The organism is Pseudomonas sp. NPDC087626, assembly GCF_044743405.1.
Taxonomy (GTDB): domain Bacteria; phylum Pseudomonadota; class Gammaproteobacteria; order Pseudomonadales; family Pseudomonadaceae; genus Aquipseudomonas.
Genome location: NZ_JBIUWJ010000006.1, coordinates 101,193 through 119,944 on the forward strand (window position 1 = coordinate 101,193; position 18,752 = coordinate 119,944).

The following is an 18,752-nucleotide window of genomic DNA, read 5'->3' on the forward strand; positions in this document are numbered from 1 at the left end:
ATGGCTGGCCGTGCCTGGTACACCACATACGCTAGAGGAGAGCCAGATGGAAAGCATCGACTTGCTGGTCCTGCGCACCGTGCGGGACTGGCTCGCCGCCGGCGAGCGCGTGCTGCTCGCCACTGTCGCGCGCACATGGGGTTCTTCACCGCGCCCGGTAGGGTCGATGATGGCTTTGCGTAACGACGGTCGGGTGGTGGGCAGCGTGTCCGGTGGCTGCATTGAGGATGACCTGATCCATCGCTACACCACAGCCCATGGCGGAAGTGGCCTGAAGGACGGCGCACCCGAGGTAGTGCGCTATGGCGTCAGCGCCGATGAAGCGCACCGTTTCGGCTTGCCCTGTGGCGGTACGCTTGAGCTGATTCTGGAGTTCAGCCCGTCCTGGCGGTCGCTCGATGAACTGCTGGCCGAAATGGACGCCGGGCGACTGGTGCGCCGCCGCCTGGTACTGCAACCCTGGCAGGTCACCCTCGAACCCACGCAGACCCCTGAGCAATTCAGCTTCGACGGCCAGCAGATGCTCAATACCCTGGGACCGGGGTATCGGATGCTGATGATCGGAGCCGGCGCGCTGGCCGAGTACCTGGCCATCATGGCGTTGTTCAACGGATTCAAAGTGGCGGTTTGCGATCCACGTCCCGAGTACATCGAGACGTGGGCGGTGGCCGGCGTGGAGTGCATTGTCGGCATGCCCGATGACGTGGTTCGTGACTTCGCGGTCGATCTGCGAACCTGCATCGTCGCCTTGAGTCATGATCCCAAACTCGACGATCTCGCATTGCTCGAAGCCCTTCACGGACCGGCGTTCTACATCGGTGCCATTGGCTCGCGGCGCAACAGCCAGCTGCGCCGCGAGCGCCTGATCGAGCATTTTGCTGAGACCCAAGCGTCGCTTGAGCGTCTGCACGGACCGATCGGCATCTACATCGGCAGCAAGACGCCCGCGGAAATCGCCGTCAGCGTGATGGCCGAGATCCTTGCCGCCAAGAATGGGGCCAGCCTGCCGAGAGAGTTGTCAATTGCCAGGTCCAAAGCGCACTAAGGAGTGCTCAGTCGTTCGCTTGGATTGCCGCGCCCAGCGCTCATCTCGTAATCATCGGGTTTTTGCAATCACAGCACTCATGTACTGATTCAAATCGCGAAAATCGTTAACGCTCCACGCGTGCGGCGCCACCTTTACACCATTCTCGCGCAAGGTCCGGGGAATCAGGTCGCCATTGGGGCGCAGGATAATCGAGGAGACAATAACGCCCGGATAATCACTCAAGCGTTTCTTGAAAGTGGCTGTGGTCAGGTCCGGTGTCGGCGGGTTGCTTTTGTTGGCCAGAGGTCCGGTTCCCTTGATATCCGCGCCATGACACATGGAGCATCTCTGGGTAAAAAGATTCTTGCCGTTGGCATTATCGGCCAAGGACAGTGCGGTCTGCGTCAGCGAGAAAAGTCCTAGCGAAGCGATCAATAATACTTTCATGGTTTTCATCTTCCTTGATGGAGTGGCCGCGTTTCGGCGCGCGGCAAAGATATCAGCCCGCGTGTCGGCACACACAACCATTTGCGCTGGCCACACACCGCCATCGCGGGCGAGCCCGCTCCCACAATGGACGGCGTCGCTTAACTGATCAGCATTAGCCGCAGGGGTGCCTTTAATTCATGCCCTGGGCTTCTTCCATGACCCACGCAACGAACGCCTTGACCTCATCGCGCTGCATCGCCTCCGGTTGCGTCACGACGTAGTAGGCAAAGCGTGCCGGCCAAGGTTTATCCATGACTTGCACGAGGCGGCCGGCGGCGATTTCGTCTCTGGCGTATTCCACGGGCACCAGGGCCAGCCCCTGGCCGGCCTCCGCTGCACGGATCAGCAGAAAGTCATCTTCAAACGCCGTCCCGCGTTCTGCGCGCGGGTCTTTCGCCACGCCGTGTGCGGTCAACCACAGGGGCCAGTCTGCCCGGTCAGAGTCGTGCAGCAGTGGAAAGTCGAGGCACTCCTGCGGTTCTTCAGGCATGGAGTGGTCGGCCACGAACCCGGGGCTGGCCACCGGCACCAGGACGGGCGCCATCAGGCGGCTGACGTGCAGGTTGGGGTAGACCCCCAAGCCATGTCGCAGGGCCACATCCACATGATCGCGGCGCATGTCGATCACGGCGGAGGTCGCCTCGACCCGCACCTCAATGTGCGGGTGGCGCAGGTTGAAACGCCCCAGGCGCGGCACCAGCCACGACGCGGCGAACGTTGCGACCGTGCTGACCGTCAGGGTCTGGCGAGACTTGATCTGTTCCAGCGACTGCAGCGCTTGCTCCATTTGCTCGAACGCCTGGAGCAGGGAAGGGTGAACGCTGGCTCCCGCTTCGGTCAGGCGCAAGCCGCTTCTCTGGCGAGTGAAAAGCGCCAGGCCGATTCGATCTTCCAGCAGGCGGATCTGTTGGCTGACCGCTCCGGAGGTGACGCTCAGCGCTTGAGCGGCAGCCTTGATGCTGCCGCGTTGGCCAACCTCGACGAAGGTGCGCAGGGCGAGCAGGGGCAGTGAGGTGGCCATAAGATTTAGTTTTCCTAAAGTCAGTGCGCAGAAATGATCGTTTCCGCTGGAGCAGCACGCCAGCGATTATACCGTTCGTTTAGCGCGACTAAGAAGCTTTAGTAAAACTATATCTATCAGGATGCCTGTATGAACAACCCTCGTTGGCGGCTCTGCCTCATATTGCTGTGCACCACCCAATTCGTTGCACTGCTCGACTTCTCTATCACCATGATTCCCTTGCCGCAGATTCAGCAAAGCCTGGGCTTTACCCCCGGCGCCTTGCAGTGGGTGATCAATGCGTACGGCGTGGCCATTGCCGGGTTCCTGCTGCTGGGTGGGCGAGCGGCCGACCTGTTTGGCCGCCGGCGCGTGTTTCTGCTCGGGCTGGTTATCTTTACCCTCGGTTCGTTGCTCGGGGGTTTTTCACAGAGCCCGGCGATGCTGATCTTCACCCGGGCCTTGCAGGGTTTTGGTGCGGCGTTGTTTTCGCCAGCGGCCTTTTCGTTATTGCTGGCCCTGTTTACCGATGAGCAATCGCGTAATCGAGCGCTGGGGGCCTGGACGGCCGTGGCCGCGACAGGATTTGTCGCGGGCTTGATCCTGGGTGGCATCATCACTGACCTCATGGGCTGGCGCTGGGTGCTGTGGATCAACGTGCCCGTTGGCGTGTTGGTGATTGCCCTGGCGGGTAATCTCCCGGTGGGTCAGCGCGAGGGGGCAAGGGCTGCGGGGCGCCTGGACGCCGGCGGTGCAGTGCTGGTCGCGGCGGGGGCTGCAACGCTGGTGTTCGCCTTTGCCAACAGCGAACACGTGGGCCTCGCGTCGCCCATCACCTATGGATTGATCGCCCTGGCCATGGGGTTGCTGGCCTTGTTCGTCTGGGTCGAAAGCAAGGTCAAACAGCCGTTGATGCCGATCCCGATTTTCTGGCGGCGCATGACCGGCGGGGCCAACCTGGTCTCGCTGCTGGCGAACACCGCGCTGGGTCCGACCTTTGTGGTCGTGGCGCTGTACATGCAGGAAATCCTCGGCTTCAGCGCCACCCAGACCGGAATGGGGCTGCTGCCGATGGCGATTGCCTTCACGCTCTCCAGCGCCTGGGTCGGGCCGAGCCTGATCGCCAGGGTCACTACCAAGCCGGTCATCCTCGGCGGCATGACCCTGTTCATCGGCGGTCTGGCGCTGCTGGGTGCCTCACTGGCAGCGGACGCCTCCTGGGCTACTTCGATTCTTCCCGGCACCTTGTTGGCGGGGATTGGCTACGGGGTCGCGTTTCCCGCCTGGACGGTGGCCGGGATCGAGGGCATTGATGCGGTCGACCACGGCTTGGCCGGCGGCATGCTGACCACCACTCAAGAGGTGGGTTCAGCCGTGGGCCTGGCGATGGGTGTGGCAGTCAGCATCGCCGTGCTGGCCGATGGTGGAAGCGCGGTGCAAGGCTTCAGCTATGCCATTTTGGTCTCCGCCGGCATGGTGGTGATCGGTGTGGTCTGTGCCGCGCTCATCCTGCCCGGCAAGTCTGCGGGTGCATCCTCTTTACCTCGCCCGCTCCAGGCGCCTGAACCTGGAGAGCGAGCATGAATTGCATCGATCACGGCGTCGGCAAATCCTCTTGGGCGTTCGCCAGCCATCCCGGCTACCGACGCATGTTCGCGTCCGATGAACTGACTCTGGGGATTTTCCTGCCCTTGCGCTTCTATCAAGGTGACATGGCGGTGCTGGCGGGGCAGGCGCAGATGGTCAGGGACATTGACCGCCTGGGTTTTGCCGCCGTCTGGGTGAGGGACGTGCCGCTGTTCGATCCGGCGTTCGGTGATGCCGGCCAGGTGTTCGACCCCTTCACTTACTTGGCGTTCCTTGCCGCCCAGACCAAGACGATTGCGTTGGCAACCGGCAGTGCGATTTTTTCGCTGCGCCATCCCATCGACCTGGCGAAGGCCTCGGCGACGATCGACCAGCTTTCGGGTGGGCGCCTGGTCCTGGGCATTGCCTCGGGTGACCGGCCGCTTGAGTTTCCCGCCTATGGTCTGCAGCACGCCGAGCGTGGCGAACGGTTTGCCCAGGCGGTGGCGTATTTTCGTCAGCTCACCGGTGGGCAAACGCCCCTCGTCGATTCGCCCTTGGGCCGGATCACCGGCGCTGAGTTCTTACCGCAACCGGTGGCGGGAGTCATACCCTTGATGGTGACCGGTTCGTCCCGCCAGTCACCCGCCTGGATCGCAGAACAGGCGGATGGCTGGCTGACCTTTCCCGAAGCAACCCATACACCTGAAGGGCCGAAACGCCTGGCGGCAAAGATCCAGGCCTGGCGGGGGTTGATTGCAGACGGCGGGTTCCGGCCCCACATGACCAATGAGTGGCTCGATCTGGTTGACGACCCCAACCATCCCCGCACGCCGATACAGGGGGGATATGTGCTGCGTACCGGGCGTAAAGGCTTGATTGAGTTGCTGGGTGAGTGGCGCGCTGCCGGGGTCAACCATGCCGCCTTGGGCATCCAGTTCTCCCAGCGACCGGCCGCAGAAGTCGTCCAGGAACTGGCCGAAGAAGTCCTGCCACTGTTTCCGTCGCATCAGGGGCCTGCGGGCTTCAAGGTGGCATGGTGAGTTCAGCGCGAGCTATCCAGTGCGCCAGGCTCGGACGGAACAAGTATGACCAGGTCCGTGTCCCCGATGTCGACACCCGCCTGTGACAGCAAGGTCGTCACTTGTCCGCGGTGATGGGTCTGATGGTTGAAAAAGTGCATGAGCAACGCGTAGAAGTCCTTGTCGGCAGGTACACCCTTCATGCTGCTGTAATGGAGGGTGTGATCCAGGTCCGACTCGGTAATGCAGCCAGACCACTCGACAATTTGCTCATCGAGCCACTCTCGATGTGCCGACAGTTCGCGGATATCCGGGAACAGCAACTGGTCCAGGCTGCTGACGGGAAATTGGCCAATCGCACCCAGTGCCAGGTAGTTCGCTGGGTGCGTGGCGAAGCGCTGCAGCCAGACCGTGTCGCCTGCCACCAGGTGGTTCAAGGTCCGCAGAATCGAACCAAAGAAGGCTTTACGATCCATGCACAGTTCTTCGTCTGGCAGGCTCCGGGCGGCCTGATAAATCCTGCTGTTCATCCACTGGTTATAGGTTGCCATCAGGTGGATGTGGCGGGTGCGGGTCATGGTGCTCATCCTTTTACCAGCAGCTAGCGGGGAAGCCGGCTCGGTTACGAGTGACTACGATACTTGCGACAATGCAGCAATCACATCCGCTGCCATCTGTTCAGCACTGTTGGCCCCGTCGATCCGCAGGACTGGTGCCGTTTGTTTGGATAACCACGCCTCGTGCCACGCTCGGTTGCGTCCTGCAAAGTCCGGATTGTCATACTGCGCAGCCCATTCCCGAAAGGCCACGTGTATCTCATGCATGTCGCCGCCGGGTGCGATGCGATCGCCAAAGCGCTGCTGTTCCCGGGCGGCCAGCCGTTCAAGGCGAACCGGCGTTGGAGTTGCAACGAACACAATCAGATCGACCTGGCGGATCAGCGCATCTCCCCAACCCAAACAAGAACCGGTCAGCAGCCAATCTTCGTCAGCGAACTCCTGCTGGATCAATGACACGCGCTCGTCGGCAGGTCGCTTGGTGGTAAACGGAGGGTTGGTGGGCATCCAGAAAAAATCATCGACATCGACCTGCCGAACACCCAGCAGGGTTGCGAGGTTTTGCCCCAATGTGGTCACGCCCGCACACGACGCACCGGTAATGTAGATCCGCAATTTTTCCTCCATGAATACCAGCCGGTTCTGAGGTCGGCACGATACCCCATAACCGCCGCTCGAAAAACCGCCAGGCTTCTCGTGTTTTGTCGAACGGACTAGACTGGATGGTTTTGGAGATCACCATGCTGGGTGCGTTTGAACGAAGGCTCGACCCCTTTCCGCCAGATGAGGTGCCACCGCCACCCGCCGGCCTGGCTCGCTTTTTGTGGGCCTGTACGCGGGGTGCTCGTGGTTACATCCTGGCGCTGGCGCTACTGAGTGCCGGTGTGTCGATCTACGAAGCCTGGTTGTTTTACTTCCTCGGGCAGGTCGTGGACCTGCTCTCGACCTGGCAGGCGGGCGGTGCAGCGGCGGCGCAGGAACGTCGCGTGTTGTGGGGCATGGGCATCGTCATGGTGACCAGTGTCGTCCTGGTCGCGCTGCGCACCATGGTGCAGCACCAGATATTGGCGATCAACTTGCCGTTGCGCCTGCGCTGGGACTTCCATCGCCTGATGCTGCGGCAAAGCCTGTCTTTTTTTTCCGATGAGTTTTCCGGTCGAGTCACGACCAAGGTGATGCAAACTGCGCTAGCGGTGCGCGATGTGCTGTTTACCCTTATCGAGATCGCCCCCGGGATCGGCGTGTACTTGATTGCGATCATCGCCCTGGCCGGCGGCTTCGCCCTGAAGCTGATGCTGCCTTTTATTGCCTGGGTCGTATTGTTCAGCGTGGCCATGCTGTACTTCGTGCCTCGTCTGGGGAAAGTCGGGCAGGAACAAGCCAACGCGCGGTCGATGATGACCGGGCGTATCTCGGACGCCTACACCAACATCACGACGGTGAAACTATTCTCCCACTCCAATCGTGAGGCGCACTTCGCGCGTGCAGCGATGGAGGATTTCAAGCAAACCGGCTTTCGCCAGATGCGCCTGGTCAGCCTGTTCGATATCGTCAACCAGGCACTGGTGGTGGCGTTGATCATGGCGGCAGGGGGTTATGCCCTGTGGTTATGGCATCAGGGCGAGATCGGCGCCGGTGCCGTGGCGGCAATCATTGCCATGGCATTGCGTATCAACGGCATGTCGAACTGGGTCATGTGGCAAATGACCTCGCTGTTCGAAAGCATCGGCACCGTGCAGGATGGCATGGCGACGCTGACCCAGGGCGCCAAGGTGCAGGACGCGCCAGATGCCGGCGTGCTAATGACCAGCGGTGGCGCGGTCACCTTCGATAAGGTCAGCTTCAACTACAGTGGCGAACGCCAGGTGCTCGATGGCTTGAGCCTGAGTATCCGCCCTGGTGAAAAAATCGGCCTGGTGGGTCGCTCTGGTGCTGGCAAGTCCACGCTGATCAACTTGCTGCTGCGTTTCTATGACGTCGACAGCGGGGAGATTCGCATCGACGGCCAGAACATCGCAAAGGTGACACAAGACAGCCTGCGTGCCTCCATCGGCATGGTCACGCAGGATACCTCCCTGCTGCATCGTTCCATTCGCGACAACATCGCCTACGGCCGTCCCGATGCGACCGACGCGCAGGTCCGCAGCGCCGCGGCCAATGCCCAGGCCGATGGGTTCATCAACCAACTGAGTGACCGACAAGGCCACACCGGCTACGACACCCTGGTGGGTGAGCGGGGCATCAAGCTGTCCGGCGGCCAGCGCCAACGCGTCGCGATTGCCCGGGTGATGCTCAAGAACGCTCCGATCCTGCTGCTGGACGAGGCCACCAGCGCGCTGGACTCGGAAGTCGAAGTGGCTATTCAGGAAAGCCTCGATGAAATGATGCAGGGCAAGACGGTAATCGCCATCGCCCATCGACTGTCGACGATTGCGGCCATGGACCGGCTCATCGTCATGGATGACGGACGCATCATCGAAGAAGGTACCCACACCGAGTTGCTCGGCAAGAACGGCGTTTATGCGCGGCTGTGGCAGCATCAAAGCGGCGGCTTCCTGGGGGAGGACAACGGCGTGGTCGAGGCTATGGATCAGGTATGAGCCTGAAGGGGCGCCGCAGGTGGGAGCCTGACCGTTCAGCCCGTCCCCCAGCCATTAAAAAAACCGCCCCTTTGCCACCGATTCCATCGTTTCTCGGGGGCGGCGTATTTCCCTATATTGGCCGCCATACCCGGTGAGTGGCTGAACGCTCGCCATCCTTAGTGCGAGTAGTCTCTATGAATAAAAAACCTGACAGCGCAGGACTCACCCAGGCCGGCGCGGGGACCCGTGCGGTCTGGGGCGGGGAGCAGGGCGGGCATCCCTACAACGCCACGCAAACGCCGATCGTTGCCAGTGCCGCCTATGCCTACGACGACATCGACGTCTGGTACGACGTGGCGTTGGGCAAGGCCCCAGGCTTCATCTACAGCCGCATGAGCAACCCGACGGTGGAGACCCTCGAAGCGAAGATCCGCCAGCTGGAACAGGCCGAGTCCGCGGTGGCGTTCAGCAGCGGCATGGCGGCCATCAGCAGTGTGCTCTACACCTTCCTGGCCAATGGTGACCGGGTGGTGTCGACCAAGGACAGCTACGGCGGCACCAACAAGATCTTCGAAGAGTTCCTGCCGCGCATGGGCGTTCAAGTGACCTTGTGCGAGACCTTCGATCACGCCGAGATCGAAGCGCAAATCGCCAAGGGCTGTCGTGTGCTGTACCTGGAAACGCCGACCAACCCGACCCTGAAAATTCTCGACATCCAGCGCCTGGTCGCCGCGGCCAAGCGTGTCGGTGCGCTGGTGGTGGCCGACAATACCTTCGCCACCCCCCTGAACCAGAACCCCCTGGCGCTGGGCGTGGATGTGGTGATCCACAGCGCGACCAAGTTTCTCAGCGGCCATGGCGACGTGCTTGGCGGCCTGGTGTGCGGCAGTGAAACCCTGATGGCGCAGGTCCGGCATTACCGGGAAATCAATGGTGCGTCCCTCGACCCATTCTCGGCCTACCTGATCATTCGTGGCATCAAGACCCTGGTGCTGCGCATGCGCCAACAGCAGCACAGCGCCCGCGTCCTGGCGGACTACCTGTGCAGCGAAGCGCTGGTGGAGTCGGTCAGCTACCCCGGGTTGCCCAACCACCCGAACCACAGTGTCGCGGCTGCGCAGATGCGTGGTTTTGGCGCCATCGTCAGCTTCGTGCTGGTGGGGGGCATGGACACGGTCAAGGTGCTGCTGCCACGCCTGCGGTATGCCCATTGCGCGGGCAACCTGGGGGCGGTGGAAACCATCTACGGCCCGGCCCGCACCACCAGCCACGTCGAGAACACCCTGGAGGAGCGTCTCGCCCTGGGGATTTCCGAAGGATTGGTGCGGGTCTCGGTCGGCATCGAAGACACCGATGACCTGCTGGCGGATCTGCAGCAGGCGTTTGCCCATGTCCGGCGCATTCGCGAGGAGCAAAGCGCATCGATGGCGCGTGTTACCTGCAATCCGTCGAGCGCCGAGGTCGCAGGCTGACGAGTGAGGGATCACCAGCCCCACGGCGAGACCGCCCGTGGGGACTTCATGAAGAGCCATAACAATAAAACCTGGGTGCGCCTCTGCCGGGCAACCGAGCGCAGGCGCCAGTGCGTGCCCTAACCCCTTTCATGAGAACAACCATGTCCATAAAAGAACAACAACTCGACCCGCGTTCCGGTTTCAAACAGGAAATGCAGACCCGCCACATCGTCATGCTGGCATTGGGCGGCGTGATTGGCACCGGACTGTTCCTCACCTCTGGCTACACCGTCAACCAGGCCGGCCCGCTGGGCGCGGTGATTGCGTACATCATTGGCGCGCTGATGGTCTACATGGTCATGATGTGCCTCGGCGAACTGGCGGTGCAGATGCCGGAAACCGGCTCCTTCAGCACCTACGCCACGCGCTTTCTCGGCCCGGGCACCGGCTACACGGTGGCCTGGCTCTACTGGCTGACCTGGACGGTGGCCATCGGTTCGGAGTTCACCGCCGCCGGCATCCTCATGACGCGCTGGTTCCCGGACACTGCGGTGTGGATCTGGAGCGCCCTGTTTGCCGGGGTGGTGTTCCTGACCAACGTGATTTCCGTGCGCCTGTTTGCCGAGACCGAATTCTGGTTGTCGCTGATCAAGGTGATAACGGTGGTGGTGTTCCTGGTGATTGGCGGCGGGGCGATTCTCGGCCTGTTGAACATCGACCAGGTGCACAGCATCGGCCTGGGCAACTTCACCCGTGAAGGCTTGTTCCCCACCGGCTTCATGCCGATTGCCATGACCTTGCTGGCGGTGGCCTTTGCCTTCTCCGGCACCGAGTTGATCGGCATCGCCGCCGGTGAAACCAAGGACCCGCAACGCAATGTACCGCGGGCCATCCGCACCACAGTGCTGCGCCTGGCGATCTTTTTTGTCGGCACCATCTTTGTCCTCGCGACCCTGTTGCCCCGTGAGCAGGCCGGGCTGGTGGAGAGCCCGTTTGTCACGGTGTTCACCTACATCGGCATTCCGTACTCCGCCGACATCATGAACTTCGTGATCATCACGGCCTTGCTGTCGGCAGCCAACTCCGGGTTGTACGCCGCCTCGCGGATGCTCTGGACCCTCAGCGACCAGGGACACCTGCCCAAGCAATTCTCGGCCCTGACCCGCATGGGCACGCCGCTCAACGCGATCATCGTGAGCATGGCCGGGGGCGCCGCCTCGCTGCTCAGCAGTGTGTTTGCCGCCGACACCATCTACCTGGCACTGGTATCGATCTCCGGGCTGGCCGTGGTGGTGGTCTGGATGAGCATCGCTGCGAGCCAGATCGCCTTTCGTCGACACTACGTGGCCAACGGCGGCGATATCCACGACCTCAAGTTCCGGGTCCGCGGTTATCCGTGGGTGCCTTTGGGGGCGTTGGTCTGCTGCAGCCTGGCCTGCATCGGGATCGCCTTCGACCCTGAGCAGCGCGTGGCCCTGTACTTCGGCTTGCCCTTCATCGCCTGGTGCTACTTCGTGTATTACATTACCCGCAAAAGCCGTGAGCGCCGCTTGGCGCTTGCCCCCTTGGCACAACCGTCCGATGCGTTCTAGTAACCGTCGGCGGGCTGGGCAGGTTCGCTCGGTGCGGGGGTGTCACAGAGGTCCAGGCCATGAAGCAAAAAACCTTACCCCCGTTGAACTGGTTGCGGGCCTTCGAGGTGTCCGCCCGCTGCCTGAACTTCACCCACGCCGCCGACGAGTTGTTCCTCACCCAGGGCGCCGTCAGCCAGCAGATCCGCCAGCTCGAAAGCCATCTCGGGGTGGCGCTGTTCAAGCGCTTGCCTCGTGGCCTGGGGTTGACCGAGGAAGGGCAGGCCTACCTGCCCGTGGTGCAGGACGCGATCACCCGGCTGGCCGTGGGCACCAACGAAATTTTCGGCCAGCACAAGCGCCGGCCGATCAAGGTGCGCGGCAGCCTGTCGTTTTTCGTGCACTGGCTGGCGCCCAGGCTGGTGGGGTTCCGCCAGGCCCATCCGCATGTCGACATCCGCTACATCAGCAATATCTGGGTCAAGGAACTGGACGGCGAGGACGACATGGAGATTCGCTGGGGTCACGGCCATTGGCCCGGCCTGGTGGCGCAGCGCCTGACCTGGGACAGCCTGTTCCCGGTCTGCTCGCCAGCGCTGATGGCGCGCTCGGCGCTCAAGGTCCCGGCCGACGTGGCCCAGCATCCGCTGCTGCACGTGCTGGGCTACGAAGAAGGGTGGGGCTACTGGTTGAAGATGGTTGGCGCCGACAGCGTCGATTCCTCGACCGGCATGCAGTTCGACACCCTGATCTCGACCTTGCGCATGGCCGAGCTGGGGCAGGGCATTGCCCTGGCCCGCTCCTCGATGGTGCTCGAGATGCTCGAGGACGGGCGCCTGGTGGAACCCTTCGCCCAGCGCATCGAAGCCAGCGAGTCGTTCTACCTGGTGCGCGGTGCCGGCACCGACGAACACCCCGACGCGATCATGTTTGCCACCTGGCTGGTGGAGCAGGCACATCGTCACAAATGAATGGCCGGAGCCAACCATGCGTTATGTAAGTACCCGCAGTTCGGCCGTAGAGGCTGACTTCGAAAAAGTCGTGTTATCCGGACTGGCCGACGATGGGGGGCTGTACGTCCCCGTCGACCTTCCGCACTTCAGCCCGCAGGACATTGCCAACTGGTCGACCTTGGCCTATGACGAACTGGCCTGGCGGGTGTTGCAGCCGTTTATCGGTGAGGCGATTGCCGAAGCGGATTTACGCCCATTGCTCAAGGCTGCCTGCCGCGGTTTCAGTCATCGTGCGATAGCGCCCCTGCACCAGGTCGACCGCAATGAGTGGGTGCTGGAGCTGTTCCACGGGCCCACGGGTTCCTCCAAGGACTTTGCCGCGCAACTGCAGGCGCAGCTGGTGCAGCACTTCTTGCGCAAACGCCAGCGCCGGGCCGTGGTGCTGGGGGCCACCAATGGCGACACCGGGCTGGCGGCCATCGAGGCATTCAAGCATTGCGCGCAAGCCGAAGTGGTGCTGCTTTACCCGCAGACTGGCGTGGCGCCGCAGCAGTGGCAGCAGTTGCAGGCGGTGAACCGGCCCAGGGTCCACAGGTTCGCGGTCAACGGCAGCTTCGATCAGTGCCAGACCCTGGTCAGTCAGCTATTCCAGCAGTGGCCGTGCGCCGACTTGCAGGCGGTCAGCTTCAACTCCAGCAACTGGGTCAGTGTGCTGGCGCAACTGGTGTTCTATTTCCATGGGGTGTTGCAACTCGGTGGCGGTCAGCGGCCCATCGGCGTCAGCGTGCCGGCGGCGAGTTTTGCCCAGGTGTATGCCGGGTACATTGCGCAGAAGATGGGGCTGCCGATTACCCAGATCATTGTCGCGACCAACCAGAATGACGCGCTGCACCAGCTGTTCCTGAAGAATTACTACTGCCGGTCGCACGCCAACCAGACCCTGTCGCCGGCCATGGACCTGTCGATTTTCTCCAACCTCGAGCGTTTGCTCTGGGCGCTTTATGGGCAAGATGGCCAGGCGGTGAGTGCGCTGATGGCCGGGTTCGAGGCCACTGGCGAGATGCGCATGGCCAACGAATGCTGGTTACAGGCGCGGATGATCATTGACTCCTACGCGGTCAGCGATGCCGAGACGGTGCAGGAAATCAGCGCGCTGTACCGCGACACCGGCTACGTCATCGATCCCCACACGGCGACCGGGGTGCTCGCGGCCCGGCTCTATCGCCGCAGCCTGGTGGCGCCGATGGTGACCCTGGGCGAGATCGCTCCCGGCAAGTCGGCGCAGTTGCTCGCCGAGCTGGGGATCGTCCTGCCCATGATGCCTGCCCCGGTGGTGGAGCAGGGCGGCGGCGGGGCGTCTCGGATCGAGGCGGATGATTTGCAAACACTTCGCCAGCGCCTGGGCGCGCTGCCCTGGGAGGCCCGGTGAAACGTATTCTCGATCCCCTCGATGAGCGCATCATCGCCGAGCTGCGGCTCAATGCCCGGGCCGCCCATGCGGAGCTGGCGGCCAAGGTCAACCTGTCGCGCAATGCCGTGCGCCAGCGCATCGAACGACTCGAGCGCGACGGTGCGATCCAGGGGTATACGGTACGCACGGGCGAGGGGCATTCCGGCGCCTCGCACATCAATGCGGTGATCTTTGTCTACCGCTACGACCGCATGCGCGGGGCCGAGGTGCTGCAGGCGCTGCGAGCGATCCCGGAAGTCATCCAGTGCGATGTGATGAGCGGTGAGTTCGACCTGATGCTCCGCGTCGGCGCCGCCAGCCCCGAGCGGGTGCACAAGGTCTGGAAGCAGATTTCGGCACTGCCTGGGGTGGAAAACACCGTGACCTCGTTTGTGTTGTCTTCGGTGGTTTAGGGCGAGTCGGGGGTATGCAAACTCTGCGAACCCCTGGAGTCATTGTGGGAGCGGGCCGGGCGGCGCTCCGCTTGCCCGCGATGAGGCCGGCCTCCAACCTTGATACTGCCTGACCCACCGCCATCGCGGGCAAGCCCGCTCCCACAGGTTTGATGTGGTGTATACAGAATCTGTGAACAGCCAAAACCACTGTGGGAGCGGGCGCCCGCTTGCGGCTTGCCCGCGATGAGGCCGGCCCATCCAACCGCGATACTGCCTGACCCACCGCCATCGCGGGCAAGCCCGCTCCCACAGGTTTGATGTGGTGCATACAGAATCTGTGAACAGCCAAAATCATTGTGGGAGCGGGCGCCCGCTTGCGGCTTGCCCGCGATGAGGCCGCCCCATCCAACCTCGATACTGCCTGACCCACCGCCATCGCGGGCAGGCTCGCTCCCACAAAATAAGTGGCAGTACACAAAATCTGCGAACACCCAAAACCACACTCTGGGAGCCCCCCGCAACGGCGTGTGAAATTGCGCAAACCCTGGGCAAAACGCTCAGGAAATAGAGCAAATTGGCCTATTTCACTGCCCAGGCCCGCCGCCTAATCTAGTGCCCAACAACCCATCTTCCGGATCAAGGGCAATAACAAAATGACTGAATACAAACTGGCGCTGGTCGGCTTCGGTGGTGTCAACCGGGCGTTGGCCCAACTGATTGCCGAGCGTAATGAAGACTGGAAAACCGAGCTGGGTTTCAGCCTCAAGATTGTCGGGGTGACTGACTTGTTCCTGGGTTCGTTGATTGGCCGTGAAGGCCTGGACGCTGGAGTGCTGGCCCGGTTGCCGGCGGTCAAGGGGGCTTTGGCCCAGTTGCCTGGTGGCACGGTCGAGGCGTTGAATGAGGCGGTGATCAAGGATTCGGGGGCAGACATCATTGCCGAGGCGACCTTTACCAATCCAGTGGATGGCGAGCCTGCTACCTCGTTCTGCCGTTGGGCCCTGGAGGCCGGCAAGCATGTGGTGACCACCAACAAGGGGCCGATTGCCCTGCACGGTGCCGAGCTCAAGGCCCTGGCCCTGCGCAACAAGGTGGCGTTTGAATACGAAGGTTCGGTGATGAGCGGCACACCGGTGATCCGCCTGGCCAAACAGACCCTGGCCGGCAGTGCGATCAACGGCTTCGAGGGCATTCTCAACGGTACTTCCAACTTCGTCCTGACCTGTATGGAGGGCGGCCTGGGGTTTTCCGAGGCGGTGCGCCAGGCACAGGAACTGGGTTACGCCGAAGCCGATCCGAGCGCCGATGTCGAAGGTTACGACGTGCGCCTCAAGGTGGTGATCCTGGCCAATGAACTGCTGGACGCCAAGCTGCAGGTCAGCGATGTCAGTTGCCAGGGCATCAGCGCCCTGACCCTGGACGACATCGCCAAGGCTCGCCAGGAGGGTGCGCGCTGGAAGCTGATTGGCGCCGCCACGCGTCAGGCCGACGGCTCGGTCAGTGCCCGGGTCGAACCGCGCTTGTTGCGCAACGACCACCCATTGGCCGCGATCAGCGGCGCCACTAACGCCGTGTCGTTCACCAGCCCATTGCTCGGTGCAGTGACGGTCTCGGGGCCGGGCGCCGGGCGCATGGAAACTGCGTACGCGTTGTTGTCGGACATCATCAGCCTGCACCAATCCGTGGTCACCCACTAGGAGAAAGCCTGTGAACCTATCGCGTCTGGCCCTGGCGGTTGTTGAACCGCACATCGATGTGTTGAACCCGTTTGACGGCAGCGTCGTCGGCACGGTTGTCAAGGTGGATGCGGCCCAGGTCCCGCAGCTGCTGGAGCAGGGCCGGCATGGCGCGCGCCTCTGCGCCGCGCTGCCGCGCCATCGTCGCGCACGGATTCTCGAGCAGGCCGCGCTGGCCATCGAGCGCGACGCCCAGGGCTTTGCCCGGCTGATTGTCGAGGAAGCCGGCAAGACCCAAGTGCAGGCGCAAAAAGAGGTCAAGCGCTGCGTCAATACCCTCAAGTTGTCGGCCGAGGAGGCCAAGCGCAACGCCGGCGAAGTGGTGCCGTTCGATGCCTATGAAGGCTCCGAGTCACGCCAGGGCTGGTTCACCCGTGAGCCGTTGGGCCTGATCGTCGCGATTACCCCGTACAACGATCCACTGAACCTGGTGGCGCACAAGCTCGGCCCGGCGATTGCCGGGGGCAATGCGGTGATCCTCAAGCCCTCGGAGCTGGCGCCCTTGTCGGCCCTGCGCCTGGTGGATTACCTGGTGCAAGCCGGGCTGCCGGAGGCGGTCGTCACGGTCGCTACCGGTGGGGCCGAGTTGGGCCGCGCGCTGGTGGCCGCCCGCGAGGTGCGGATGATTTCCTTCACCGGCGGCTTCGTCACCGGCGAAAAGATTGCCCGCACCGCCGGCCTGAAGAAGCTGGCCATGGACCTGGGCGGCAATGCGCCGGTGATCGTGATGGGCGACTGCGACTTGCCGGCGGCGATCGACAGTTGTGTGTCCGGGGCGTTCTGGGCGGCCGGGCAGAACTGCATCGGCACCCAGCGCCTGTTGGTCCAGGCGTCGGTCTATGAGGCCTTTCGCGAAGGCTTCGTGCGCCAGGCCGAGGCGCTGGTCGCCGGTGATCCTGCCTTGGCGAGCACTGATATCGGGCCGATGATCACCCCGCAGGCCGCACAGAATGCCGAGCAGGTAGTCAACGAAGCCTTGCGCGAGGGCGCCACGCTGCTCTGCGGTCATCGCCGCCAAGGTTCCTGCTACGCGGCAACGGTGCTGGAGAATGTCGATCACGCCAGCCGGTTGTGGCGCGATGAAGTGTTTGCCCCGGTGGTGGTCCTGCAACCCTTCGACAGTTTCGATGAGGCCATCGCGCTGGCCAACGAGCCGGAGTACAGCCTGCACGCAGGGATCTTCACCGGTAACCTGGCCACGGCCATGAGCGCTGCTCGGCGGATCGAGGCGGGGGGGGTGATGATCAACGACTCCTCCGATTACCGCTTCGATGCGATGCCGTTCGGCGGCTCCAAGTACGGCAGCCTGGGACGCGAAGGGGTGCGCTTTGCCTATGAGGAAATGACCCAGCCCAAGGTGGTGTGCCTCAATACGCCGGCCTAGGTGCTGGAAGGTCTCAGTTCCCGGAAGAGGTCGTTAAGTCATCGTACCTCTTTCGGGGTTAAGCAACCCAGGCAGCGATTTTTTTCTGCTTGAACCTAGCGCTGCCATCACCCTCATCTAGACCCATCAAGCCCGTCATCCCACGATAACCACTGGTTATCGTGGGATGACGGGCTTTTTTGCGTGGAAAAAAAACACTGGCACTTGGCGATTGCGAAATCAGAAAAACGCATGTCATACTACGTCGTACAACAACAGCGAGGCGCTTGACGATCCTCCATGATCTTCAGCGGACCTCCATGGAAGGCGGGCATTTCATGAGTTTTGAAAGTCAACGCGTCAAGCAGATCTCTTCTTCTCCGAGCATGATTATCTCCATGCGTGCCAAGGAGCTGGCCAGCCAGGGTCGCGACATTGTCGACATGAGCCTGGGTGAGCCGGATTTCGATACCCCGGCCCACATCATCGACGCGGCCTGCCAGGCCATGCGTGACGGCCATACCCGCTACACCGCGCCCCAGGGCACCCTGGCCTTGCGCCAGGCGATCGTCAGCAAGTTCCAGCGCGAGAATGGCCTGGACTACAGCGTCGACGAGATCACCGTGGGCAATGGCGCCAAGCAGGTGATCTTCAACACCTTCATGGCCACCCTGGAAGCCGGTGACGAGGTGATCATCCCCGCGCCGTACTGGGTCTCCTATTCCGATATCGTCACCTTGAATGGCGGCAGCCCGCAGGTGATTGCCTGTGGCATCGAGGTCGGCTTCAAGCTGACCGCCGAGGCGCTGCAGGCCGCGCTGACCGAGAAGAGCCGCTGGCTGGTCCTCAACTCGCCGTCCAATCCCAGCGGCGCGATCTACTCCCTCGCCGAGCTGCAAGCGCTGGGCAAGGTGCTGGAAGACTTTCCCAATGTGCTGGTGATGTCCGACGAAATCTACGAGCACGTGCTGCTCGCCGACCAACCGTTCGTGTCCTTCGCCAATGCCTGCCCGCAGCTGCGTGAGCGCACCCTGCTGATCAATGGCGTGGCCAAGGCCTATGCCATGACCGGCTGGCGTATCGGCTACGCCGCCGGCCCCAAGGCGCTGATCGCCGCGATCAGCAAGATCCAGTCGCAAAGCACCTCAGGCGCCAGCGCGATTTCCCAGGAGGCATCGCGCGCCGCGCTGCAAGGCCCGCAGGATTTCGTCAAGCACAGCGCCACCGAGTACGCCGCGCGCGGTCGTCTGTTGGTGGACGGTCTGAGCCAGTGCGCCGGCTTGCGCCTGAGCGCACCGGCAGGGGCCTTTTATGCCTTCCCCGAGTGCAGCCAACTGCTCGGTCGGGTCAGCCCGGACGGGCAGGTGATCAGCGATGACGTCGAGTTGTCGGCCTATCTGCTCAACCATGCCGGTGTCGCCGTCGTGCCGGGGTTGGCGTTCGGGTTGCCGGGGTACTTCCGGCTGTCGTTCGCCACCTCCCGGGAAAACCTACAAAAAGCTGTCGTTCGTATCCGCGAAGCGCTGGATGCCTTGCGCTGAAGTTCTTCGCCCTTTCGCTGTGCCAAAGCTGCCATAACAATAGTCG

Annotated in this window: 16 protein-coding genes; 12 read left to right on the forward strand and 4 right to left on the reverse strand. The window is 62.6% G+C overall.

Annotated features, from left to right (window positions below; all coding sequences use genetic code 11):
• Positions 1-46: 46 nt before the first annotated feature.
• Positions 47-1,045 (forward strand): XdhC family protein, encoded by a 999-nt coding sequence (locus ACIOVD_RS07355; protein ID WP_401126901.1) that lies wholly within the window; start codon positions 47-49, stop codon positions 1,043-1,045.
• A 51-nt stretch (positions 1,046-1,096) separates the two neighbouring features.
• Here ACIOVD_RS07355 and ACIOVD_RS07360 read toward each other — a convergent pair whose 3' ends face one another.
• Positions 1,097-1,474, reverse strand: coding sequence for a cytochrome c (locus tag ACIOVD_RS07360; protein WP_159996601.1), 378 nt, complete (start codon positions 1,472-1,474; stop codon positions 1,097-1,099).
• 172 nt (positions 1,475-1,646) lie between these two features.
• A complete protein-coding gene (locus ACIOVD_RS07365) occupies positions 1,647-2,537 on the reverse strand; it encodes a LysR substrate-binding domain-containing protein (RefSeq protein ID WP_401126903.1) in 891 nt (296 codons plus the stop codon).
• A gap of 129 nt (positions 2,538-2,666) precedes the next feature.
• On the opposite strand from ACIOVD_RS07365, the gene ACIOVD_RS07370 reads away from it, so the two are divergent.
• Positions 2,667-4,100 (forward strand): MFS transporter, encoded by a 1,434-nt coding sequence (locus ACIOVD_RS07370; protein WP_401126905.1) that lies wholly within the window; start codon positions 2,667-2,669, stop codon positions 4,098-4,100.
• Positions 4,097-5,125 carry an LLM class oxidoreductase gene (locus tag ACIOVD_RS07375; protein ID WP_401126907.1) on the forward strand — a complete coding sequence of 343 codons (1,029 nt, stop codon included), beginning with the start codon at positions 4,097-4,099 and terminating at the stop codon, positions 5,123-5,125. Before ACIOVD_RS07370 ends, ACIOVD_RS07375 begins: the two co-directional genes overlap by 4 nt.
• Before the next feature lie 2 nt (positions 5,126-5,127).
• Here ACIOVD_RS07375 and ACIOVD_RS07380 read toward each other — a convergent pair whose 3' ends face one another.
• The gene (locus ACIOVD_RS07380; protein ID WP_401126909.1) at positions 5,128-5,682 is read right to left on the reverse strand and encodes a DinB family protein; all 555 of its coding nucleotides are present in this window, start codon (positions 5,680-5,682) and stop codon (positions 5,128-5,130) included.
• 54 nt (positions 5,683-5,736) lie between these two features.
• A complete protein-coding gene (locus ACIOVD_RS07385; protein ID WP_401127004.1) occupies positions 5,737-6,276 on the reverse strand; it encodes an adenylate kinase in 540 nt (179 codons plus the stop codon).
• Positions 6,277-6,401: 125 nt separating this feature from the next.
• Between ACIOVD_RS07385 and ACIOVD_RS07390 the strand changes: the two genes are divergently transcribed.
• From ACIOVD_RS07390 to ACIOVD_RS07430, 9 genes are all read left to right on the forward strand, one after another.
• On the forward strand, positions 6,402-8,261 hold the full coding sequence (locus ACIOVD_RS07390; RefSeq protein WP_401126911.1) for an ABC transporter ATP-binding protein: 1,860 nt from the start codon (positions 6,402-6,404) through the stop codon (positions 8,259-8,261).
• Positions 8,262-8,437: 176 nt separating this feature from the next.
• A complete protein-coding gene (locus ACIOVD_RS07395; RefSeq protein WP_401126913.1) occupies positions 8,438-9,715 on the forward strand; it encodes a cystathionine gamma-synthase family protein in 1,278 nt (425 codons plus the stop codon).
• Between the two features lie 143 nt (positions 9,716-9,858).
• Complete coding sequence (locus ACIOVD_RS07400; RefSeq protein WP_095169855.1) at positions 9,859-11,289, forward strand: amino acid permease; 1,431 nt, start codon at positions 9,859-9,861, stop codon at positions 11,287-11,289.
• Between the two features lie 59 nt (positions 11,290-11,348).
• Positions 11,349-12,239, forward strand: a complete 891-nt coding sequence (locus ACIOVD_RS07405; RefSeq protein ID WP_401126915.1) for a LysR substrate-binding domain-containing protein — start codon at positions 11,349-11,351, stop codon at positions 12,237-12,239.
• 16 nt (positions 12,240-12,255) lie between these two features.
• Positions 12,256-13,650: a threonine synthase gene (gene thrC, locus ACIOVD_RS07410; RefSeq protein ID WP_401126917.1), complete on the forward strand. Its 1,395-nt coding sequence runs from the start codon at positions 12,256-12,258 to the stop codon at positions 13,648-13,650.
• Positions 13,647-14,084: an Lrp/AsnC family transcriptional regulator gene (locus tag ACIOVD_RS07415; RefSeq protein ID WP_095169858.1), complete on the forward strand. Its 438-nt coding sequence runs from the start codon at positions 13,647-13,649 to the stop codon at positions 14,082-14,084. Before thrC ends, ACIOVD_RS07415 begins: the two co-directional genes overlap by 4 nt.
• Positions 14,085-14,719: 635 nt before the next feature.
• On the forward strand, positions 14,720-15,763 hold the full coding sequence (locus ACIOVD_RS07420; protein WP_401126919.1) for a homoserine dehydrogenase: 1,044 nt from the start codon (positions 14,720-14,722) through the stop codon (positions 15,761-15,763).
• Between the two features lie 10 nt (positions 15,764-15,773).
• A complete protein-coding gene (locus tag ACIOVD_RS07425; protein ID WP_159996581.1) occupies positions 15,774-17,186 on the forward strand; it encodes an aldehyde dehydrogenase family protein in 1,413 nt (470 codons plus the stop codon).
• A 317-nt stretch (positions 17,187-17,503) separates the two neighbouring features.
• Positions 17,504-18,706: a pyridoxal phosphate-dependent aminotransferase gene (locus tag ACIOVD_RS07430; protein ID WP_401126921.1), complete on the forward strand. Its 1,203-nt coding sequence runs from the start codon at positions 17,504-17,506 to the stop codon at positions 18,704-18,706.
• The last annotated feature ends 46 nt before the right edge of the window (positions 18,707-18,752 follow it).

Bases quoted from the DNA above. Each gene is read 5' to 3' on its own strand.
- ACIOVD_RS07355 (WP_401126901.1), top strand. From the start codon at position 47: ATGGAAAGCATCGACTTGCTGGTCCTGCGCACCGTGCGGGACTGGCTC.
- ACIOVD_RS07360 (WP_159996601.1), bottom strand. From the start codon at position 1,474: ATGAAAGTATTATTGATCGCTTCGCTAGGACTTTTCTCGCTGACGCAG.
- ACIOVD_RS07365 (WP_401126903.1), bottom strand. From the start codon at position 2,537: ATGGCCACCTCACTGCCCCTGCTCGCCCTGCGCACCTTCGTCGAGGTT.
- ACIOVD_RS07370 (WP_401126905.1), top strand. From the start codon at position 2,667: ATGAACAACCCTCGTTGGCGGCTCTGCCTCATATTGCTGTGCACCACC.
- ACIOVD_RS07375 (WP_401126907.1), top strand. From the start codon at position 4,097: ATGAATTGCATCGATCACGGCGTCGGCAAATCCTCTTGGGCGTTCGCC.
- ACIOVD_RS07380 (WP_401126909.1), bottom strand. From the start codon at position 5,682: ATGACCCGCACCCGCCACATCCACCTGATGGCAACCTATAACCAGTGG.
- ACIOVD_RS07390 (WP_401126911.1), top strand. From the start codon at position 6,402: ATGCTGGGTGCGTTTGAACGAAGGCTCGACCCCTTTCCGCCAGATGAG.
- ACIOVD_RS07395 (WP_401126913.1), top strand. From the start codon at position 8,438: ATGAATAAAAAACCTGACAGCGCAGGACTCACCCAGGCCGGCGCGGGG.
- ACIOVD_RS07400 (WP_095169855.1), top strand. From the start codon at position 9,859: ATGTCCATAAAAGAACAACAACTCGACCCGCGTTCCGGTTTCAAACAG.
- ACIOVD_RS07405 (WP_401126915.1), top strand. From the start codon at position 11,349: ATGAAGCAAAAAACCTTACCCCCGTTGAACTGGTTGCGGGCCTTCGAG.
- thrC (WP_401126917.1), top strand. From the start codon at position 12,256: ATGCGTTATGTAAGTACCCGCAGTTCGGCCGTAGAGGCTGACTTCGAA.
- ACIOVD_RS07420 (WP_401126919.1), top strand. From the start codon at position 14,720: ATGACTGAATACAAACTGGCGCTGGTCGGCTTCGGTGGTGTCAACCGG.
- ACIOVD_RS07430 (WP_401126921.1), top strand. From the start codon at position 17,504: ATGAGTTTTGAAAGTCAACGCGTCAAGCAGATCTCTTCTTCTCCGAGC.